Below are 18,994 nucleotides of genomic sequence, written 5' to 3' on the forward strand. Positions count from 1 at the left end.
CACCGCGTACACCGGAGAAAGCCGGAAGAGGGCCGCGAAGAGCGGCCCCCACCGGTTCTCAGAGACGCTCGGCGACGTGATCGATGCAGGCGGTGAGCGCCGCGACGTCGGACGGCTCGATCGTGGGGTAGAGCGCGATCCGCAACTGGTTGCGGCCGAGTTTGCGGTAGGGCTCGGTGTCGACGATGTCGTTGGCCCGCAGGATCCGGGCGATCCGGGCCGCGTCCAGGCTGTCGTCGAAGTCGATGGTGGCGACCGCCGACGAGCGCAGCGCCGGGTCGGTGACGAACGGTGTGGCGAACGTGGACCGGTCGGCCCAGCCGTAGATCGCGGCGGCGCTCTCCGAACTGCGCTTGACGGCCCAGGCGAGACCACCCTGCGAGTTCATCCAGTCCACCTGCTCGGCGGCGAGGAAGACCGTGGCCAGGGCGGGCGTGTTGTACGTCTGGTCGAGCCGGGACTGTTCGATCGCGGTCACCAGATCGAGGAACTGCGGGATGTACCGCCCGGTGGCCTTGACCGCGAAGGCCCGCTCGATCGCGGCCGGCGACATCACGGCCAGCCAGAGACCGCCGTCGGAGCCGAGCGCCTTCTGCGGGGCCAGGTAGTAGACGTCGGTCTGGGAGACGTCCACGTCGAGGCTGCCGCCGCCGGAGGTGGCGTCGGTGAGCAGCAGCGCACCCTCGTCGGCGCCCTCGACCCGGCGGACCGGGACGGCCACGCCGGTGGACGTCTCGCTCTGCACGGTGGCGTAGACGTCCACGCCGGCCTCGGCCCGCAGGTAGGACGCCTGGCCGCCGGGGGCCTGGTGCACGGTGGGCCGGTCGAGGAACGGCGCGTCGGTGACCGCCTTGACGAACTTGGCGCCGAACTCGCCGAACTCGGCGAACTGCGCCTTGTTGCGGATCAGGCCGAAGGTGGCGACCTCCCAGAACGCGCTGGTGCCGCCGTTGGCCAGGACGACCTCGTAGCCGTCCGGGACGGCGAAGAACTCGGCGAGGCCGCGCCGCAGACGGGCGACCTGCTCCTTCACCGTGGCCTGGCGGTGTGAGGTGCCCATGAACGTGCGGGACACCGCGGAGAGCGCTTCGACGCCTTCCGGCCGGACCTTGCTCGGGCCGGAGCCGAACCGGCCGTCCACTGGTTTGATCGCGTCGGGGATCCGGATGTCGTCCACGGTCACACATTATGCGTGAGCTGAACCCAGCCTTCGACCTCCTGCGGCTTGCGCGGTTCCGGTCCCACATAGTGGAGTCCGGGGCGCAGGATCCGGCCGAGGCGTTTCTGTTCGAGGACGTGCGCGCTCCAGCCGGCCACCCGGGCACAGCTGAACATCGAGGTGAACATGTGCGACGGCACCTCGGCGAAGTCGAGCACCACCGCGGACCAGAACTCCACGTTCGTGAACAGGTCCTGGTCGGGCCGGCGTTCCCGCAGCTCGGCGAGTGCGGCTGCCTCCAGTGCCTCGGCCACCTCGAACCGCGGCGCGCCCAGGTCCTTGGCGATCCGGCGCAGCACGCGGGCCCGCGGGTCCTCGGCCCGGTAGACCCGGTGACCGAAACCCATCAGCCGCTCGCCGCGGTCCAGCACGTCACGGACGTAACCGGTGGCGTCGCCGCTGCGCTCCACCGCCTCGATCATCTGCAGCACCCGGGTGGGGGCGCCGCCGTGCAGCGGGCCGGAGAGCGCGCCGATGCCGGCCGCGATGCAGGCGGCCGCGTCGGCGCCGGTGGAGGCGACCAGCCGGGTGGTGAAGGTGGAGGCGTTCAGGCCGTGTTCGGCGGCCGCGATGAAGTAGGCGTCGACCGCCTTGACGTGCCGCGGGTCCGGTTCGCCACGCCAGCGGCGCATGAACCGTTCCACGATGGTCTCGGCCTTGTCGATGTCCTTCTGCGGCACGGCCGGCAGGCCCAGCCCGCGGGCCGCCTGCGCGACGAAGGAGAGCGCGGTGACCGACACCCGTGCCAGGTCGGAGCGGGCCTGTTCGTCGTTGATGTCGAGCAGCTGGGACAGCCCCCAGTAGGGCGCCAGCATGGTGACCGCGGACTGCACGTCGACCCGGATGTCACCGGAGTGCACCGGCACCGGGAACGGCTCGGCCGGCGGCAGACCGGGGCCGAACCGGCCGTCGACCAGCAGGCCCCAGACGTTGCCGAAGGAGACCTGTCCGATCAGGTCCTCGATGTCGACGCCGCGGTAGCGCAGCGAGGTGCCGGACTCGTCGAGCTCGGCGATCTCGGTCTCGAACGCGACGACGCCGTCCAGGCCGGGCTTGAAGTCGGACACGGCGCTCCCTGGGATACCGAACTGCGGTGAGTGATTCATCTTGCCCGGCGGGTGACGGCATGGTCGACCCGTGGCGATTGTGCTCTCGGTGACACCCATCCTGGTTCACCGACGAGATCCTGTCGGGCGACTTACCGTCGTCGCAGCCGAAAGATTGGGAGTCCCGTGGAACCTCCGTCACCCGCCGGCATGCGGCGCGACTATGCCGAGTGGCCGCCGCTGCTGGAATCCGGGCTGGCCGCGGACTGGACCAGCCAGTTCGCCGCGTGGTTCGCCGACGCGTCGGCCTTCGGCCTGCCGGAGCCCAACGCGATGATCGTGGCGACCGCGGATGCGGGGGCGCGTCCCTCCGCGCGGACGGTCCTCCTCAAGGGGTACGACGTACGCGGTTTCGTCTTTTTCACGAACTACGAGTCCCGCAAGGGCGGCGAGCTGGCCGCGAACCCGTACGCGAGCCTGGTCTTCCCGTGGTTTCCGATGCAGCGCCAGGTGATCGTGGCCGGCCGGGTCGAGCGGGTCGCCCGCACCGAGACCGAGGAGTACTTCGCGTCCCGTCCGCACGGCTCGCAGCTCGGCGCCTGGGCCAGTCCGCAGTCGCGGGTGCTGCCCGGACCGGAGGCGCTGGAGGGCGGGCTGACGGCGGCCGCCGAGCGGTTCGCCGCCGGCCCGGTCCCGGCGCCGCCGCACTGGGGTGGGTTCCGGGTGGTCCCGGAGACGGTGGAGTTCTGGCAGGGCCGCAGTAGCCGCCTGCACGACCGGCTGAGGTTCCGCCGTCTTCACCCGGACGCCGAGCGATGGCTCGTGGAGAGGCTCGCTCCGTGAGCTTCCGCTCTCCCGGCTGGATGATCGACGTCCGGCCGCTGCGGGTGCCGACGTTCCGGCGTACCTGGGTCGGCAACGCGGCGTCCTACTTCGGTTTCCAGTTCACCGCGGTCGCCGTGCCGGTGCAGATGTACGCCGTCACCGGTTCCACCACCTGGGTCGGCCTGCTGGGCGTGGCGGGCCTGGTCCCGCTGCTCGTCTTCGGGCTGTGGGGCGGTGCGATCGCCGACGTGGTGGACCGCCGCAGGCTGCTGCTCGCCGGTTCGCTGCTGACCTGGGTGATCACCGTCGGACTGCTGGTCCAGGCGCTGCTCGGGGTCCGCAGCGGGCACCTGCTGCTGGCGCTGACCGCCGTGCAGGCGGCCGGTTTCGCGATCAGTTCCCCGGCCCGGCAGGCGATCGTCCCGCGGATCGTGCCGGCCGAGCAGGTCCCGGCGGCCAACACGCTGAACTTCACCGCGAGTACGGCCGGCGGTGTGCTCGGACCGCTCGCGGCCGGCGTGATCATGGGAATCTGGAGCACGGACACCGGCGTGGACGTGGCGTACGCCGTCGACGCGCTGCTGTTCACGGTCACCTTCTGGGCGACGTGGCGGCTGCCGGCCCTTCCACCGGCCGAGCACGCCGAGGGCGAGGAACGTCCGACGGCCGGGCTGCGCGGCATCGCCGAGGGTCTGCGGTTCCTGGTCACCCAGCCGGTGCTGCTGCTCTCCTTCGCGATCGACCTGATCGCGATGATCTTCGCGATGCCGCGGGCCCTGTTCCCGGCGGTGGCCGAGCAGCAGTTCGGTGACGGCGCGGCGGTCGGCTGGCTGTACAGCGCCATCGCGATCGGCTCGATGCTCGGCGGCCTGACCTCGGGCTGGATCGGCCGGGTCCGGCGGCAGGGCGTGGCGCTGATCGTGGCGGTGGTCGGCTGGGGCGTGGCGATCGGGCTTGCCGGGCTGGCCACCCACCTGTGGCTGATGGTGCTGCTGCTCGCGGTGGCCGGCGCCGCCGACCTGGTCAGCTCGGTCTACCGGCAGTCGATCATGCAGACGTTCGCGCCGGACCGGCTCCGCGGCCGGCTGCAGGGTGTGTTCACCGTGGTGGTGGCCGGTGGGCCACGGCTGGGTGACCTGCGGGCCGGCGCCACCGCCGACCTGACCGGGGTGACCGGGTCCTGGGCGGGCGGCGGGTTCGTCGCGGCGGGTCTCGCGGTGGTGCTGGCCGCGAGTTCGCCGGCGCTGATCCGATACCGGCCCGTCCAGGAGGCCGCCGCGGACCGATAGTGTCGCGGTATGAGCGCAGAGGAAGTCGCGAAGTCCGGGGCCCAGTGGACCATCGAGGCGGACGGGCACCGTGCCGTCCTCGCCGAGGTCGGTGGCACGCTTCGCGCCTATTCGGTGAACGGGGTCGACCTGGTCGACGGCTTCTCCACGGACGAGATCTCGCCGGGATCGGCCGGCCAGATCCTCGCGCCCTGGCCGAACCGCATCCGGGACGGGCAGTACACGTTCGAGGAGAAGGCGTACCAGCTCGCCCTGACCGAGCCGGCCCGGCACAACGCCATCCACGGCCTGGTCAACTGGGCACGGTGGCACGCGGTGGAGCAGAGCGCCGACGCCGTCACCCTGGAGTTCCAGCTGCCCGCGCAGATCGGCTACCCGTGGTCGCTGACCCTGCGGACCCGCTGGTCGGTGTCGGCCGACGGCCTGCGCAGCGAGCAGGAGGTCGTCAACACCTCGGAGACGAACGCGCCGTGGGGTTTCTCGGTGCACCCGTACCTCCAGCTGCCCGGCGTCTCGGTGGACGACACCGTGCTGCACGTGCCGGCGAAGACCCGGATCCAGGCCGACAGCCGGCTGCTGCCGATCGGGGCCGTCAAGGTGACCGGCACCGAGTTCGACTTCTCCGAGGCGCGCCGGATCGGTGACCTGGTCCTGGACACCACGTTCGGCGACATCGACTTCGACGCGGACGGGATCACCTCGGTGACCCTGGCCGACCCGTCGTCGGACACCAGGCTGGTGCTCTGGGCCGACGACAAGTTCAAGTACTGGCAGGTCTTCTCCGGTGACACCCTGCACGGCGACCGGTTCCGCCGGTCCGTCGCGGTCGAGCCGATGACCTGCCCGCCGGACGCGTACCGCACCGGCCGCGACCTGATCGTGCTGGAGCCCGGCCGGCCCTGGACGACCGCGTGGGGGATCCGCTCCTGATGGAGTTCGACGAGGTGATCCGCCGGCGGCGGATGGTCCGTGGGTACGACCCGGACCGTCCGGTGCCGGCGGAGCTGGTCGACAAGATCGTCCGGCACGGTCTGCGGGCCCCGTCCGCGGGTTTCTCGCAGGGCTGGAGTTTCCTGGTGCTCACCGAGCCCGCCGACCGGGACCTGTTCTGGTCCGTCACGGCGGCCGAGGACGGTGCTGCGGGCGGCTGGCTCCGGCGGATGCGGACCGCGCCGCTGATCATCGTGGCCTTCTCGAACAAATCGGTCTATCTGGACCGTTACGCCGAGTCTGATAAAGGCTGGACGGATCGGGACGAGTCACGCTGGCCCGTGCCGTACTGGGACATCGACGCCGGTTTCGCCTCGTTGCTCATGCACCTGACCGCGGTCAACGAGGGCCTCGGATCCTGCTTCTTCGGGCTGCCGGCCGACCGTCTCGACGCCGTCGAGCAGGCATTCGGCGTCCCGGCGGAGTTCACGCCGATCGGTGTTCTGACGGTCGGCTACCGCGGTGACGACAAGAGGTCACCATCACTCAAGCGTGGCCACCGGCCGGTCGAGGATGTGGTGCATCATGGCCGATGGACTTCGGTCGGCGAGGTCTGAGCGGTGCGCGGCTACGCTGGCATGCGACACCTGACTAGGGAGAGGGGCAGCCGCCGTGATCTTCAAAGCGGTCCGGGACGGAGCCCCGTACCCCGCCCACAACACGACGCTGAAATCCTGGGCGGAGATTCCACCCCGGCCGATCAGGCTCGCTGACCTGATCACCACCAAGCGTGAGCTGGCGCTGGACAAGCTGCTCGCCGAGGACTCGACGTTCTACGGCGACCTGTTCCCGCACGTCGTGGAGTACCGCGGGGCGCTCTACCTGGAGGACGGTCTGCACCGCGCGCTCCGTGCCGCGTTGCAGCAGCGGAACCAGATTCACGCTCGTGTACTCATCGTGGATGACTGATTACCCATTAGCCTGCATGGATGGGTGTCCGACCGCTTGACCTGCTGGATCTTGACGGACTGTTGAGTGACGAGGAGCGCGAGGTTCGCGCTCTGGCCCGCCGGGTGGCCGACGAGCACGTCCGCCCGGGCGTCGCCGAATGGTACGAGAACGGCTCCGCCCCGATCCGCGACCTGGCCGCCGCGTTCGGCAAGGCCGGACTGTTCGGCATGCATCTGACCGGCCACGGCCTCGCCGGATCCTCGTCGGTCGCACTGGGGCTGGCCTGCATGGAACTGGAGGCGGCGGACTCCGGCGTCCGCTCGCTGGTCTCCGTCCAGGGTTCCCTGGTGATGTACGCGATCTGGCGCTACGGCTCCGAGGAGCAGAAGGACCGCTGGCTCCCCGAACTGGCGGCCGGCCGGGAGATCGGCTGCTTCGGCCTGGCCGAGCCGGATCACGGCTCCGACCCGACGGGCATGTCCACCCGGGCCCGCCAGGAGGGCGGCGACTGGATCCTGGACGGCGTCAAGACCTGGATCCTCAACGCGGCGATCGCCGACATGTCGATCGTCTGGGCCAAGGCGGAGAAGGGCGTGACCGGTTTTGTGGTCCCGGCCGGCACTCCCGGCCTGCGGACCCGGGACATGGGATCCAAGATGTCGCTGCGGGCCTCCAGCACCGGCGAGATCCTTCTCGACGGGGTACGCCTGCCGGAGAGTGCCCGGCTGCCCGGCGCCCGCAGCCTGATGGCGCCGCTGTCGTGTCTCACCGAGGCCCGGCTGAGCATCATCTGGGGTGTGCTCGGCGCGGCCCGGGACTGCCTGGACGCCACGCTCGACTATGCGGCGTCGCGCGAGCAGTTCGGCCGGCCGATCTCCGGTTTCCAGCTCACCCAGGCCAAACTCGCCGACATGGCGGTCGAGCTGCAGAAGGGCTTCCTGCTGGCGCTGCACCTGGGCCGGTTGCGGGACGGTCAGGACCGGCCGCTGCGCCCGGAGCAGATCAGCGTCGGCAAGCTGAACAACGTGCGGGAGGCGCTGAGGATCGCCCGCCAGTGCCGGACGATCCTCGGCGGCAACGGCATCCTGCGCGACTATCCGGTGATGCGGCACGCCGGCAATCTGGAGAGCGTGCTGACGTACGAGGGGACGTCCGAGATCCACCAGTTGTCGATCGGGCAGAAATTGACCGGACTGAACGCATTCGCGCGGTAGCGGATGCGGACTGTCGTACCCACTCCTTACCGTATGGGCATGGCCAACTCACCGGACGGCGAGGACGAACCGACGCGGGCGTTCCCGCCGGCGCCTCCTGAGGACACTGTCGTTCCCGTGGAGGAACGACCCGAGCACAAGCCGAGCGGCTTCGCCCGGGTGCTCATCTTCATCGGCTTCGTCTTCGCACTGATCGTGCTCTCCTGCTTCGGCCTGCGGGCGATCAACGTGCTGCCCACCTTCGACAACCCGTTCGAGGACCAGACCACCGACCGCAGCCAGCCGGTGCTCCTGCAGTCCATGCGGGACCTGCACCGGTACGTCGCGGCCGACGGCACGTTCCAGGTCATCGTCGACCTCCAGGAGAACAAGGAGAACATCCCCGACTTCCTGGTCAACCGGCGCACGCTGTTCGTCGGATCGGGCACGGTGGAGACGTATGTCGACTTCAGCTCGCTCGCGGACGAGGCGATGGTGATCGACGAGGAGAAGAAGACGATCACGCTGACCCTGCCGGCGCCGGAGCAGTCCGCCGCCGCGCTGGACATGGAACGCAGCTATGTGGTCGCCGAGGAACGCGGTCTGTTCAACCGGATCGGCGACGCGTTCCGCAACGACGCGGGCAAGCAGCAGCAGGTCTATCAGCAGGCCCAGCAGCGGATCACCGAGGCGGCCCGGGCCAGTGGGCTGGACGAGCGGGCCAGGGAGAACACCCAGCGGATGCTGGAGAGCCTCTTCGCCCGTCTCGGCTACACCACGGTCACGGTGTCGTTCGCCAGTCCCTGACCGGCCCCGACGTCCACGCGCCTGAACTCATCTCCGAGTTCAGGCGCGTGCCGTCTCCGCTCCACCCAGCAGTGCCGCTCGCGGTTGGGGGTGTGGTGTTTTCGGGCGCTGTGGGTGCCCAAAGTCACCACGCTGCTGGGGGTGTGGGGAATTCGGGCGGCTGGTGCGCCTGAAATCACCACGGGAGGGGCGGGTCACTCGTTGGGCATCAGGGCCCAGAGGACCAGGTAGGCGATGAACTGCGGGCCCGGCAGCAGGCAGGACAGGACGAAGAGGATCCGGACGACTCCGGCCGAGAGTCCGAAGCGCCGCGCCAGGCCGGCGCAGACGCCGGCGATCATGCGGTTGTCGCGGGGGCGGGTGAGGGTGCTGCTCGTGATGGTGCGGGACACGATCATCCACTCCTTCAGCTGTGGCTGCGGCTCTCTGCCGCGGCCACTTCGACGGTATGTCCCGGGTACCTGTCCCGCCCTCGGTCCCCAGGTGGATACCGGCGGTCAAGCTCCCGTAAGGGTGACCCGTACCCGCTTGACGCCCGCTGTTAACCTGGACCCGATTTCGGGCCGGTGAGCAGTCCCCGGGTGGGTGACGAGGAGAAAATCCGTGACGTTGGCCCTCCTCTACGCCCCCGGCGGCGCCGCCTCGGGTGGCACCCTCGGTCTCGCCGACGACCTGACCGCCGCGCTGCGGTCGGCCGGCGCCGTGGAGATCGACCGGGTGGCCGCCGGCGGCGACCTGACCGGACACCTGCGTGAGCTCGCGCGGCGGGCCCGGGACACCGGCCGGCCGCTGCTGATCTGCCCGGACAATCTGGTGGCGCACGCCAGCCTGCTGTGGACGCTCGCCACCGATCCGGCCGGGCGCAGCAGCGTCCTGGTCGCGCCGGACACCACCGGCGACCTCAAGGAGGACCGTGGCCGGGTGGTGGCCGCGGAGCCGGGCACCGGCACGGTCCGGTTCCTCGGCGCGATGTGCATCGCCCCCGCCGACCTGCCGCTGCTGGAGAAGGTCGCGGACCGGCCCGACCTGTTGCCCGCCCTGATCGACGCCGGCCTGGTCCCGGTGGCCACCCGGATTCGGCTGCTGCACGCCGAGCAGGTCGGCACCGAGGCCGAGCTGGCCGCCGCCCGTGCTGCGGTGGACGCGGTCGACGAGGACAAGGCCCTGCTGCGGCTGGCCGTCAAGGAACAGGACGACTTCTTCACGACGTACGCGGTGAGCAGCTGGTCGCCGATCGTCACCAAGGCGGCCGCCCGGTTGCGTCTGAGCCCGACCGGGGTGACCGCGCTGTCGGTGCTGTTCGCCGTCGCCGCGGCGCTGTCGTTCTGGCAGGCGTCGCGGGTCGCGATGATCGCCGGCGGGATCCTGCTCTACCTGGGTTTCGTGCTCGACTGTGTGGACGGGCAGCTGGCCCGGTACACCCGGCGGTTCGACGCGTTCGGCGGCTGGCTGGACACGATGGCCGACCGTGCGAAGGAGTACGCGGTCTACGCGGGCCTGGCGGCCGGTGCCGAGCGGATCGGCCTGCCCTACGCGTGGCCGCTGGCGATCGCCGCGATCACTCTGCAGACCGCCCGGCACATGACCGACACGTGGTACGGCGCGCTGCACGACGAGGCCGCCGCCCGCCCGTCGGCGCAGCCGGCCGGTGGCGGGGTGGGCGCCCGTCTCACCGCCGCCTCGGTGAAGGCGCAGAGCCAGCGCGGCTCGCTGATCTACTGGGCGAAGCGGATCGTGGTCTTCCCGATCGGTGAGCGCTGGGCGCTGATCTCGGTGCTTGCGGCGGTCTCCAACGGCCGGGTGGTGCTCGGCGCGGTCGTCGGGATCGGGCTGTTCGCGGCGGCGTACACGCTGGGTCTGCGCTCGTTGCGGGCGCTCTCCATGCGGGTCGGCGTGCTGAACACGGTCGACACCATGCGGCACCGTGACGACGGCCCGCTGGCCCGGTCGGTGCTGAGCCGGATCGGTCTGCGCGCCCCGGTGGTGTGGGCAGCCCTGTTCGCGGTCTTCGCGGTGGCGACCGTGGCCCTGATGCTGGCCGGCGACGCGGCGGCTCAGTGGCCGGTGCTCGCGCTGACCGTGGTTCCGGTGGTGCTGGCCGCCGCGGCGGCTCGTCAGCGGCACGACGGCCCGCTGGACTGGCTGGTGCCGTCCGCGCTGCGGGCCGCCGAATACCTGACGGTGGTCGCGGTGGGGGTCTACGGTTCGGTGCCGACGGCCGTCACCTTCCTGCTGCTGTTCACGCTGACCCTGCGGCACTACGACCTGACGGCCCGGATGGAGAAGGGCGCTCCGGTCGGGGCCGGCGGTGCCGTGATGGGCTGGGAGGGGCGCGTTCTGGTCCTTCTGGTGGCGGCCCTCTGTGGGTACGCGACGGTGGGCGTGCTGGGAATCGTGGCGCTGGTCGGTGGCGTTTTCGCGTATGAGACGGTCGCCGATTGGCGGGCTTCCCGGGCGCGGTGACCGGCGGCTGTTCCGGTCTGCGGCACATGCCGCGAATTGGCGCGTCCCGTGTCGGGAAAACGACAATCGCGCCTTCCGTGTGGTGGGCGATCGCGAGCTTGGCGGCGGTACCTCGGCCGGAAACGTGCGAAGGCGACAGGATCGACTTGTCAGCCTCGACGGGCATGCCCACTTTTATCGTGTCAGAACCCCTCGGGTGCTGGGTCGATCCGGGACGAGCGAACGTGAAAGCGGACGAAACGGCACGGGGTCTTTACGCGTACCCCTGATGGGAATGGCTCTTTTGTGCCTGCACCGGGAAAACCGTCATGGCGGCAGCCGAGCCCATAAAGAGTTTATTTCGGAAAAGTGCCTTCCGGCTGTGAACGTGCACACCCGACCACCCGAAACCATCCGTCAGTGATTGATTGATCACAATGCGCGATTGGACCTTTCGGGTGATGGCTAAAGCATCGACGGCTCTCGCAGAGTTATGACCCGATCGCGGCCCGTCGCGGGAGTGGTCGGATTCCGAGCACACCAGGAGAACGCCCAGGATTCGCCGCGGGAGGTTGACGGTGTCCACCGTCGCGCTCAAGGACGTCACGAAGATCTGGCCGGACGGGACCTACGCCGTCGACCACCTCACGCTCGACGTGCAGGACGGCGAGTTCATGGTGCTCCTCGGCCCGTCCGGCTGCGGCAAGTCGACGGTGCTGCGCATGATCGCCGGGCTGGAGGACCCGACCGAGGGCGATATCCTGCTCAACGGCGATCCGGTCCTCGACCTGGCGCCCCGCGACCGCAGCATCGCCATGGTGTTTCAGGACTTCGCGCTCTATCCGCACATGACCGTGGCGGAGAACATCGGCTTCCCGCTCAAGCTCACCGGCGTCGACCCCGGCCCCCGCCAGGACCGGGTCGGCTCGGTCGCCGGCGCCCTCGGCATCGGCGAGGTGCTGGGCCGCAAACCCGCCCAGCTCTCCGGCGGGCAGCGCCAGCGGGTCGCCATGGGCCGCGCGATAGTGCGTCGGCCGGGTATCTTCCTGATGGACGAGCCGCTCTCCAACCTGGACAGCGGTCTGCGCGCCGAGCTGCGGGCCGAGATCACCGGCATGACCCGCGAGCTGGGCGTCACCACCATGTATGTCACCCACGACCAGGCCGAGGCGCTCACCATGGCGGACCGAGTGGCGATCATGCGAAGAGGCGTGCTGCAGGACGTCGGCACGCCCACCGAGGTCTACCGCGCGCCGGCCACGCTCTACGTCGCGGCGTTCCTCGGCTCGCCCCGGATGAACCTGCTCGAGGCGTCCGTCTACGTCCACCTGGATCAGTACATCGCGCTGGCCTTCGGCGAGCAGGCGCTCTATCTGCCGTGGAACGATCCGCGGGCCCGGGCGGTGGCGCGCTACCACGGTGAGCGGATCGTCGTCGGCATCCGGGCCGAGGCGCTGGTCCCGGTGACCCCGGAGACGCCCGGACACGTCCTCCGCGGCCACATCAGGTACCTCGAGCACCACGGGCACGAATCGCTGGCGTACCTGGACGTCGGCGCCACCGCGATCGTGGTGGACGAGATGAGCGCACCGGCGCCGGCCACGGCCGCCGGCGGGGCGCTCAGGCGGCTCGGCGGGCGGCTGCAACGGCTGACCCGCCCGGGGCCGGACGAACAACCGGGCACGGAGGCCCGCGCGACCCGCGCGAGCATCCTCAACGACCTGGGACGGCACCATCGCAGACCGGCGGAGTTGGCGGTGCGGCTCGCGCCGTACCCGGCCGTCTCCCCGGGGCATCCGCTCGCCGTCGCGGTGCGGATGGACGCGATCCACTTCTTCGACGAGACGGGTGATCGAATCGATGTCGGCCGGCGATGAGAACAGTGCGGCGCGCCACTTCCGGGCGGGATCACCGATGGCTTCTGCCACCGGCCGGCCACAGCGCGTAGGCTGCACGACGGTGGAGGAGAGGATCAGCCCGCGGGTGCGTTCGGCTGCCGATGGGCAGTCGCGGTCCGACGGTGCCTCCCTCCGGGTGGGATCGGTGCTTCTGGACCGGCCGTTCGGGCAGACCGACATCACGGTGCTCCGGCACGCGGTGACCCGGGCGCTCACCCACGTGGCACTCGACAGCGACCGGGTGCACGGCTACGTCCTGTCGATCAACGAGATCATCACGAACGTGGTGCTGCACGCCGGCGGCACCGGCCGTCTGGTGCTGCGGGTCGAGGACGACTCGGTGTGGTGTGTGGTGACCGACTCCGGCGCGGGCATCCCCGGCGACCGTCTCGAGGAGCCGCAGGCCCCCGATGGACTGGACATCGGTGGTCGCGGACTGTGGTTGACGCACCAACTGTGCGACGAGGTGACGACCGCGACAGGGCCCATCGGTACCTCGATCGGATTGCGGATGGCTCTTGAAGCCGTGCCTGATTCCTCGAGAAACAGCAGGTCGGCCGACCGGTAAACAGTCGGGAAAATGTGAACCCGCCCTTCCGCACTCACCGGTCTTGGGGTCCGGCTACATTGGGCGCGTGCTCGGACTTCCATCTCAGGTGACCGCGTGTCTCTTCGATCTCGACGGCGTGCTGACGCAGACCGCGCTGGTGCACGGTGCCGCGTGGAAACAAACGTTCGACTCGTTCCTGGAATCGTGGTCGGAACGTCATGACCAGCCGTTCGTCCCCTTCGATGCGGGCGTCGACTATCACCGATACGTCGACGGCCGGCAGCGGGCCGACGGTGTCCGCAGCTTCCTCGCCTCACGGGACATCACCCTGCCCGAGGGCGATCCGGACGACGGCCCCGACCAGGAGACCGTCAACGGCGTGGGCAACCGTAAGAACCTGCTCGTGCTGCAGAAGATCAAAGAAGGCGCCGTCGAGGTCTACCCCGGATCGGTGGAGTACCTGAAGGCCGCCAAGGCCGCCGGTCTCCGCCGCGCGGTGGTCTCCGCGAGCGCCAACTGCAAGGACGTCCTGGAGGCCGCCGGCATCGCCGACCTCCTGGAGGTCCGCGTGGACGGTGTCGTCGCCCGCGAGCTCGGCCTCCCCGGCAAGCCCGCCCCCGACACCTTCCTGCTCGCCGCGAAGCAACTCGGCATTCCTCCGGAGAACTGCGCGGTGTATGAGGATGCCCAGGCCGGAGTCGCCGCCGGGAAGGCGGGCGGGTTCGGCATCGTGATCGGGGTGGACCGGGTGGGCCAGGCCGAGGCGCTGCGTGAGCACGGCGCCGACGTGGTCGTCACCGACCTCTCCGAGCTTTCGTAATCTTTCTCAAGACCTCCTCTTTCAGTAACGAGAGGCACGATCGTGATCCGTGAACGGGCCTACCCCGTCGACCCATGGCACATCCGGGAAACCCGGCTCGACCTGGACCTGTTGGCCCAGTCGGAGTCGGTGTTCGCTCTCTCGAACGGCCATATCGGGATACGCGGGAACCTGGACGAGGGCGAGCCGCACGGCCTCCCCGGCAGCTACCTGAACTCGTTCTACGAGCTTCGCCCGCTGCCGCACGCCGAAGCCGGGTACGGCTTCCCGGAGTCCGGCCAGACGATGGTGAACGTCACCAACGCCAAGCTGATGCGGCTGCTCGTCAACGACGAGCCGTTCGACGTCCGCTACGGCGAGCTGCGCTCCCACGAGCGCTGCCTGGACATGCGGGCCGGCACCCTGGAACGGGTCGTCGAGTGGGTGTCCCCGTCGGGTCAGGGCGTGCGGGTGCGTACCGTGCGCCTGGTCTCGTTCACCCAGCGCGCGGTCGTCGCCTTCCTCTACGAGGTCGAGCCGCTGGACACCTCCGCCCGGCTGATCCTGCAGTCCGAGCTGGTGGCGAACGAGCAGCTGCCGCCGATGAGCAAGGATCCGCGGGTGGCCGCGGTGCTGGACCGCCCGCTGCAGGCCGAGGAGATGCTCGAGCAGCCGACCGGTGGCATCCTGCTGCACCGGACCAAGGCCAGCGACCTGCGGATGGCCGCGGCCATGGAGCACTCGGTGGAGACGCCGGGCCGGCACGCCATCACCACCGAGGGGCACCCGGACTGGCTGCGCACCACGGTGGCCTGCCGCCTGGAGCCCGGCCAGAAACTGCGCGTCGTCAAGATCGCGGCGTACGGCTGGTCCAGCATGCGCTCCCTGCCCGCCCTGCGTGACCAGGTGGGTGCGGCCCTGGCCAGCGCCCGGCTGGACGGCTGGGACGGTCTGGTGCAGCAGCAGCGCGAATACCTGGACGCGTTCTGGGACCACTCGGACGTCAAGGTCGAGGGTGACCCCGAGGTGCAGCAGGCGGTCCGCTTCGGCCTGTTCCACACGCTGCAGGCCGGTGCCCGGGCGGAGAAGCGCCCGATCGGCTCCAAGGGACTGACCGGCCCCGGGTACGACGGCCACACCTTCTGGGACGCCGAGACGTTCGTCCTGCCGGCCCTGACCTACACCCAGCCCGCCGCGGCGGCGGACGTGCTGCGCTGGCGGCACTCGACGCTGGACCTGGCCCGGGAGCGGGCGCAGACCCTGGGTCTGCAGGGCGCCGCCTTCCCGTGGCGGACCATCCGCGGCCAGGAGTGCTCCGGGTACTGGCCGGCCGGCACCGCCGGTTTCCACATCGGCGCCGACATCGCCGACGCGGTCCGCCGGTACGTGCAGGCCACCGGCGACTACGACTTCGAGCGTGAGGTCGGCCTGGAACTGCTGGTGGAGACCGCCCGGCTGTGGCGCTCGCTGGGTCACCACGACCGGCACGGGCGGTTCCACATCGACGGTGTCACCGGGCCGGACGAGTACACGGCCGTGGTGAACGACAACATCTACACCAACCTGATGGCGCAGCAGAACCTGATGACCGCGGTCGAGGCCTGCAAGCGGCACCCGGACCTGGCGCGCAAGCTGGGTGTGGACGACGAGGAGACGGCGTCGTGGCGGGACGCGGCGGCGGCCGTGCACATCCCGTACGACAAGGAACTCGGCGTCCACCAGCAGTGCGAGGGCTTCACCCGGCTCTCGGAGTGGGACTTCGACGGCACCCCGCCGGAGGCGTACCCGCTGCTGCTGAACTTCCCGTACTTCGACCTGTACCGCAAGCAGGTGATCAAGCAGGCCGACCTGGTCATGGCGATGTACATCCGCGGTGACGCGTTCACGCCGGAGGAGAAGGCGCGCAACTTCGCCTACTACGACGCGCGGACCGTCCGGGACTCGTCGCTGTCGGCCTGCGTGCAGGCGGTGCTGGCGGCCGAGACCGGGCACCTGGAGCTGGCGCACGACTATCTGGGCGAGGCCGCCCTGATGGACCTGCACGACCTGCACCAGAACGCCCGGGACGGCGTGCACGTGGCGTCGCTGGCCGGGTCGTGGATCGCGCTGGTCGCCGGTCTCGGCGGCATGCGTGACTTCAACGGTCAGCTGTCGTTCGCGCCGCGCCTGCCCAGCCGGATCAACAACCTGGAGTTCTCGCTGCTCTGGCACGGTCTGCGGCTGCGGGTGAACGTCACCGCGGAGGAGGTCACCTACTCCCTGCGCAACGGCGGCGGCTCGGCTCGGCTGACGCTGCACCACCACGGCAAGGAGATCGAGGTCACCCAGGTCCGCCCGGTGACGATGGCGATCCCGCCGGCCCTGCCGGTCGGCCCCGCGCCGGTTCAGCCGGCCGGACGGGCCCCGGTGCGCCGCGCGGTGCACTGACCCCGTACCACGAGAAAGCCCCCGTTCCTCGCCGGCAGCGAGGGACGGGGGCTTTTCGGTGGGTCTGTCAGAGCATCGAGACGTGCACGTGGTCGGTGTGGTCGCTGACCCCGTGGTACTGCTTCCAGCCGCTGGCCGGGAACCAGATCTGCTTGTACCAGATCACGTAGTAGATGCCGAGTGCGTCGGCGTTGCGGACCAGGAAGGCCGTCAGGTCGTTGCCGTACTTCATCATCTTGTCGTTGTGCGCCGACGAGAATCCGCTCTTCTGCAGCGACCAGTCGCAGGCCCGGCCCTTCGGGTGCTCGAACGGGCCACCGGTGCGGTGACATCCGACGAACAGGTCGAAGCCGGCCTTCTTGGTCTCCTTGTACATGTTGAGCGTGCGTTTCGTGATGCAGCCGCTCGTGGTCGGGTCGTCCTGGTTGCAGCTCTCCGCGGAGAAGCCGCCCTGGGCGTTGCGGGGTGCCGCCTTGGCCGTCGCCGATTTCGCGGCGACGAAGCCGTCGGTGATGGTGCTGTTGATCCCGGTGCCACCGCCGAGGAGCGTCAGCTGCTTCTCGGCCGCTTCCTTCTGCTTCTTCTGAACGGCGAGCTGTTCCTGCTCGTTCTTGAGCTCGGCGTCCAGCGCGGTCTTCTTCGCGGTGATCTCTTCGAGGGCGTCGTTGAGCTCACTCAGCTTGCTGTCGTGCAGCCGGTTGATCTCCTCCAGGGAGACCGCCTTGCTCAGGAAATCGTTCGACGTGTCCGCGCTGAGCAGGAAGCCCAGGGCGCTCACGTCGCCGGTCATGTACTGCTGTTTCGCGATCGAGTTGACCTCGGGAATGAGGACGTCCCGGCGTGCCTCGGCGGCTTTGATGCCGGAGGCGAGTTCCTTCTGGTTCTTGACGGACTTGGCCACGGCTGCCTTGGCGGAGACGTAACGCCGGTTCGTCGACTCCAGCACGGTCGACAGGTTGGCGTCCTCGTCCTCCTCTTCGGCCGTGGTGCTGCCGCCGGGTGCCGCGGAAGCCGGGGCCACGGGGCCCACGAACATCGCGGTCGCCATCAGCGGCGCCAGGGCGAGTGTCAGCCACCGGCGGGGACGTGCGGTCATCAACATTCCTTCCTTGTCACCGCCGACCGGGTTAGCTGACGGGTTCGGGACGGAAGCGATCCCTACCGCCGTTGTCAGGCGGATTCACCCCAGTGACCTGGGTCCCCGGCTCGCCTGGGAGGCGATTGGGCGGCGGCCTGCCGGCAACTCGGGGGCGGTGCCGTCCTGGCAGGACCGGCGCCGAGTTTACCTGAGATATCGCCGTGGATCAGGCTCTGAGAACGGCGAAATGCGTTACCTCACAATGACTTTCGGTAATCGAATCACCTCATGTCGTCACCCCATTGCGGTGCGTACGAGATCTGTCGATCCTTGGCCCGAGTGGGTATGGTCGGACGCGGTTCCCGTATGGGAGCCGCCGCCTAATCGCCACCCCCCGGCGAACCGGGGAACCATTTTCCTCGGGGTGAATCCGCGCCAGCGGTAGGGATTTCCTTCGTCCCGAACCCGTCAGCTAACCCGGTCGGCGGCCGACGGAAGGAATTACCTGTGCAGCAACCGACTGCGCGGCGATTCGCCCCGATCACGGCGTTACTGGTCGCCGTGTGCGGGCTGGTGTTCGCCGCGTCCCCGGCCTCTGCGGCCCCGGGCGACTCCGGCGACGACGGCGAGGGCGGATCCAAGTCGCTGATCGAGCAACTGGAGGACGCCTCCAGCGGCTACGTCAAGGCCAAGGCCGACCTGAAGAAGTCCAAGGAACAGCAGGTCAAGCTGACCGCCGAGGTCAAGCGCCTGGACACCGAACTCGGTCCGAAGCAGGCGGTGCTCGACGAGATCGCCCGGCAGGCCTACACGAACGGCCGGCTCGGACCGCTGACCGCCCTGATCGGTGCCAGCTCGACCGGCGGATTCGTCGACCGGGCGGAATCGCTCGCCACCGTGGCCTCGAAGCAGAACCAGGCGATCGAGGACCTCAAGACGACCCGCGACACCCAGGCCAAGGCCAAGACCGCGATCGACGCCGCCGTGCGTGACCAGGCGAAGCAGGTCAACGTCATGGCCAAGAAGAAGGTCCAGGCGGAGACCGCGCTGAAGAAGGCCAACCAGGGCGCCGACGCCTCGTCGAGCAGCGACGGCGGCAGCGGTGACAGTGCCACGGCGGATCCGGCGCCCAGCGGATCCGGCAGCGGGTGCACCGAGGACGACCCGACCACCGGTGGTTGCCTCACCCCGCGCACCCTGCACGCTCTGAAGCAGGCGAAGAGCGACGGTTTCACCAGGTACACCAAGTGCTTCCGCGAGCAGAACAGCGGTGAGCACCCCAAGGGCCGGGCCTGTGACTTCTCCGCGGAGAAGGGCACCTTCGGCGGCGACGCCACCGGTGCCGACAAGACCTACGGCAACAACCTGGCGAACTACTTCATCAAGAACGCCGAGGCCCTCGACGTGCTCTACGTCATCTGGTACCGGCGGATCTGGCTGCCGAGCAGCGGCTGGAAGTCGTACAGCGGGGCCGGTGGCGATCCCTCGAGCGACCACACGAACCACGTGCATCTCTCGGTGAACTGACCGACCGGCCCCA

At 69.7% G+C, this 18,994-nt stretch carries 17 protein-coding genes and 2 riboswitches; of the genes, 13 read left to right on the top strand and 4 right to left on the bottom strand.

Annotation, left to right across the window (positions count from 1 at the left end; genetic code table 11):
* Positions 1-58: 58 nt before the first annotated feature.
* Entirely contained in the window at positions 59-1,183 is a 1,125-nt protein-coding gene (gene serC / locus QSK32_RS31200) for a phosphoserine transaminase (protein ID WP_285473896.1), read from the bottom strand.
* Positions 1,180-2,286, bottom strand: coding sequence for a citrate synthase 2 (locus QSK32_RS31205; RefSeq protein WP_045740571.1), 1,107 nt, complete (start codon positions 2,284-2,286; stop codon positions 1,180-1,182). The genes serC and QSK32_RS31205 overlap by 4 nt, the downstream gene beginning before the upstream one ends.
* A gap of 189 nt (positions 2,287-2,475) precedes the next feature.
* Here QSK32_RS31205 and pdxH point away from each other — a divergent pair, with 189 nt between their 5' ends.
* Genes pdxH through QSK32_RS31240 form a run of 7 tightly spaced genes read left to right on the top strand, consistent with a single transcriptional unit; the run spans position 2,476 to position 8,260 of the window.
* On the top strand, positions 2,476-3,108 hold the full coding sequence (pdxH, locus tag QSK32_RS31210; RefSeq protein WP_045740572.1) for a pyridoxamine 5'-phosphate oxidase: 633 nt from the start codon (positions 2,476-2,478) through the stop codon (positions 3,106-3,108).
* Positions 3,081-4,379, top strand: a complete 1,299-nt coding sequence (locus QSK32_RS31215; protein ID WP_045740573.1) for an MFS transporter — start codon at positions 3,081-3,083, stop codon at positions 4,377-4,379. Before pdxH ends, QSK32_RS31215 begins: the two co-directional genes overlap by 28 nt.
* A gap of 9 nt (positions 4,380-4,388) precedes the next feature.
* The gene (locus QSK32_RS31220) at positions 4,389-5,309 is read left to right on the top strand and encodes an aldose 1-epimerase family protein (protein WP_045740574.1); all 921 of its coding nucleotides are present in this window, start codon (positions 4,389-4,391) and stop codon (positions 5,307-5,309) included.
* Positions 5,309-5,926: a nitroreductase family protein gene (locus tag QSK32_RS31225; RefSeq protein WP_045740664.1), complete on the top strand. Its 618-nt coding sequence runs from the start codon at positions 5,309-5,311 to the stop codon at positions 5,924-5,926. Before QSK32_RS31220 ends, QSK32_RS31225 begins: the two co-directional genes overlap by 1 nt.
* A 55-nt stretch (positions 5,927-5,981) precedes the next feature.
* On the top strand, positions 5,982-6,278 hold the full coding sequence (locus tag QSK32_RS31230; RefSeq protein WP_045740575.1) for a type II toxin-antitoxin system VapB family antitoxin: 297 nt from the start codon (positions 5,982-5,984) through the stop codon (positions 6,276-6,278).
* Positions 6,279-6,298: 20 nt separating this feature from the next.
* A complete protein-coding gene (locus QSK32_RS31235) occupies positions 6,299-7,474 on the top strand; it encodes an acyl-CoA dehydrogenase family protein (RefSeq protein WP_285473897.1) in 1,176 nt (391 codons plus the stop codon).
* Positions 7,475-7,513: 39 nt separating this feature from the next.
* Complete coding sequence (locus QSK32_RS31240) at positions 7,514-8,260, top strand: DUF4230 domain-containing protein (protein WP_045740665.1); 747 nt, start codon at positions 7,514-7,516, stop codon at positions 8,258-8,260.
* A 194-nt stretch (positions 8,261-8,454) separates the two neighbouring features.
* Here QSK32_RS31240 and QSK32_RS31245 read toward each other — a convergent pair whose 3' ends face one another.
* Entirely contained in the window at positions 8,455-8,658 is a 204-nt protein-coding gene (locus tag QSK32_RS31245) for a PspC domain-containing protein (protein ID WP_045740577.1), read from the bottom strand.
* Positions 8,659-8,863: 205 nt separating this feature from the next.
* Between QSK32_RS31245 and QSK32_RS31250 the strand changes: the two genes are divergently transcribed.
* From QSK32_RS31250 to QSK32_RS31270, 5 genes are all read left to right on the top strand, one after another.
* The gene (locus QSK32_RS31250) at positions 8,864-10,723 is read left to right on the top strand and encodes a DUF5941 domain-containing protein (protein ID WP_285473898.1); all 1,860 of its coding nucleotides are present in this window, start codon (positions 8,864-8,866) and stop codon (positions 10,721-10,723) included.
* A gap of 557 nt (positions 10,724-11,280) precedes the next feature.
* The gene (locus QSK32_RS31255) at positions 11,281-12,579 is read left to right on the top strand and encodes an ABC transporter ATP-binding protein (RefSeq protein ID WP_045740579.1); all 1,299 of its coding nucleotides are present in this window, start codon (positions 11,281-11,283) and stop codon (positions 12,577-12,579) included.
* 157 nt (positions 12,580-12,736) lie between these two features.
* On the top strand, positions 12,737-13,168 hold the full coding sequence (locus QSK32_RS31260) for an ATP-binding protein (RefSeq protein WP_245673830.1): 432 nt from the start codon (positions 12,737-12,739) through the stop codon (positions 13,166-13,168).
* A 67-nt stretch (positions 13,169-13,235) separates the two neighbouring features.
* Positions 13,236-13,970 (top strand): beta-phosphoglucomutase family hydrolase, encoded by a 735-nt coding sequence (locus tag QSK32_RS31265; protein WP_045740580.1) that lies wholly within the window; start codon positions 13,236-13,238, stop codon positions 13,968-13,970.
* 42 nt (positions 13,971-14,012) lie between these two features.
* Complete coding sequence (locus QSK32_RS31270; RefSeq protein ID WP_045740581.1) at positions 14,013-16,376, top strand: glycoside hydrolase family 65 protein; 2,364 nt, start codon at positions 14,013-14,015, stop codon at positions 16,374-16,376.
* A 67-nt stretch (positions 16,377-16,443) separates the two neighbouring features.
* Here QSK32_RS31270 and QSK32_RS31275 read toward each other — a convergent pair whose 3' ends face one another.
* Positions 16,444-17,472, bottom strand: coding sequence for a coiled-coil domain-containing protein (locus QSK32_RS31275; RefSeq protein ID WP_045740582.1), 1,029 nt, complete (start codon positions 17,470-17,472; stop codon positions 16,444-16,446).
* Positions 17,473-17,477: 5 nt separating this feature from the next.
* Positions 17,478-17,614, bottom strand: a riboswitch (cyclic di-AMP (ydaO/yuaA leader).
* A 207-nt stretch (positions 17,615-17,821) separates the two neighbouring features.
* Positions 17,822-17,957: riboswitch (cyclic di-AMP (ydaO/yuaA leader) on the top strand.
* A gap of 4 nt (positions 17,958-17,961) precedes the next feature.
* Here QSK32_RS31275 and QSK32_RS31280 point away from each other — a divergent pair.
* A complete protein-coding gene (locus tag QSK32_RS31280) occupies positions 17,962-18,981 on the top strand; it encodes a coiled-coil domain-containing protein (protein WP_045740583.1) in 1,020 nt (339 codons plus the stop codon).
* Positions 18,982-18,994: the final 13 nt, after the last annotated feature.

The sequence above is a fragment of the Actinoplanes sp. NBRC 101535 genome (assembly GCF_030269225.1).
In the GTDB taxonomy this organism is placed as follows: Bacteria; Actinomycetota; Actinomycetes; order Mycobacteriales; family Micromonosporaceae; genus Actinoplanes; species Actinoplanes rectilineatus.

Coding starts and splice junctions, on each gene's coding strand:
- pdxH (WP_045740572.1), top strand. CDS start 2,476: ATGCGGCGCGACTATGCCGAGTGGCCGCCGCTGCTGGAATCCGGGCTG.
- QSK32_RS31215 (WP_045740573.1), top strand. CDS start 3,081: ATGGCTCGTGGAGAGGCTCGCTCCGTGAGCTTCCGCTCTCCCGGCTGG.
- QSK32_RS31220 (WP_045740574.1), top strand. CDS start 4,389: ATGAGCGCAGAGGAAGTCGCGAAGTCCGGGGCCCAGTGGACCATCGAG.
- QSK32_RS31225 (WP_045740664.1), top strand. CDS start 5,309: ATGGAGTTCGACGAGGTGATCCGCCGGCGGCGGATGGTCCGTGGGTAC.
- QSK32_RS31235 (WP_285473897.1), top strand. CDS start 6,299: ATGGGTGTCCGACCGCTTGACCTGCTGGATCTTGACGGACTGTTGAGT.
- QSK32_RS31240 (WP_045740665.1), top strand. CDS start 7,514: ATGGCCAACTCACCGGACGGCGAGGACGAACCGACGCGGGCGTTCCCG.
- QSK32_RS31245 (WP_045740577.1), bottom strand. CDS start 8,658: ATGATCGTGTCCCGCACCATCACGAGCAGCACCCTCACCCGCCCCCGC.
- QSK32_RS31275 (WP_045740582.1), bottom strand. CDS start 17,472: ATGACCGCACGTCCCCGCCGGTGGCTGACACTCGCCCTGGCGCCGCTG.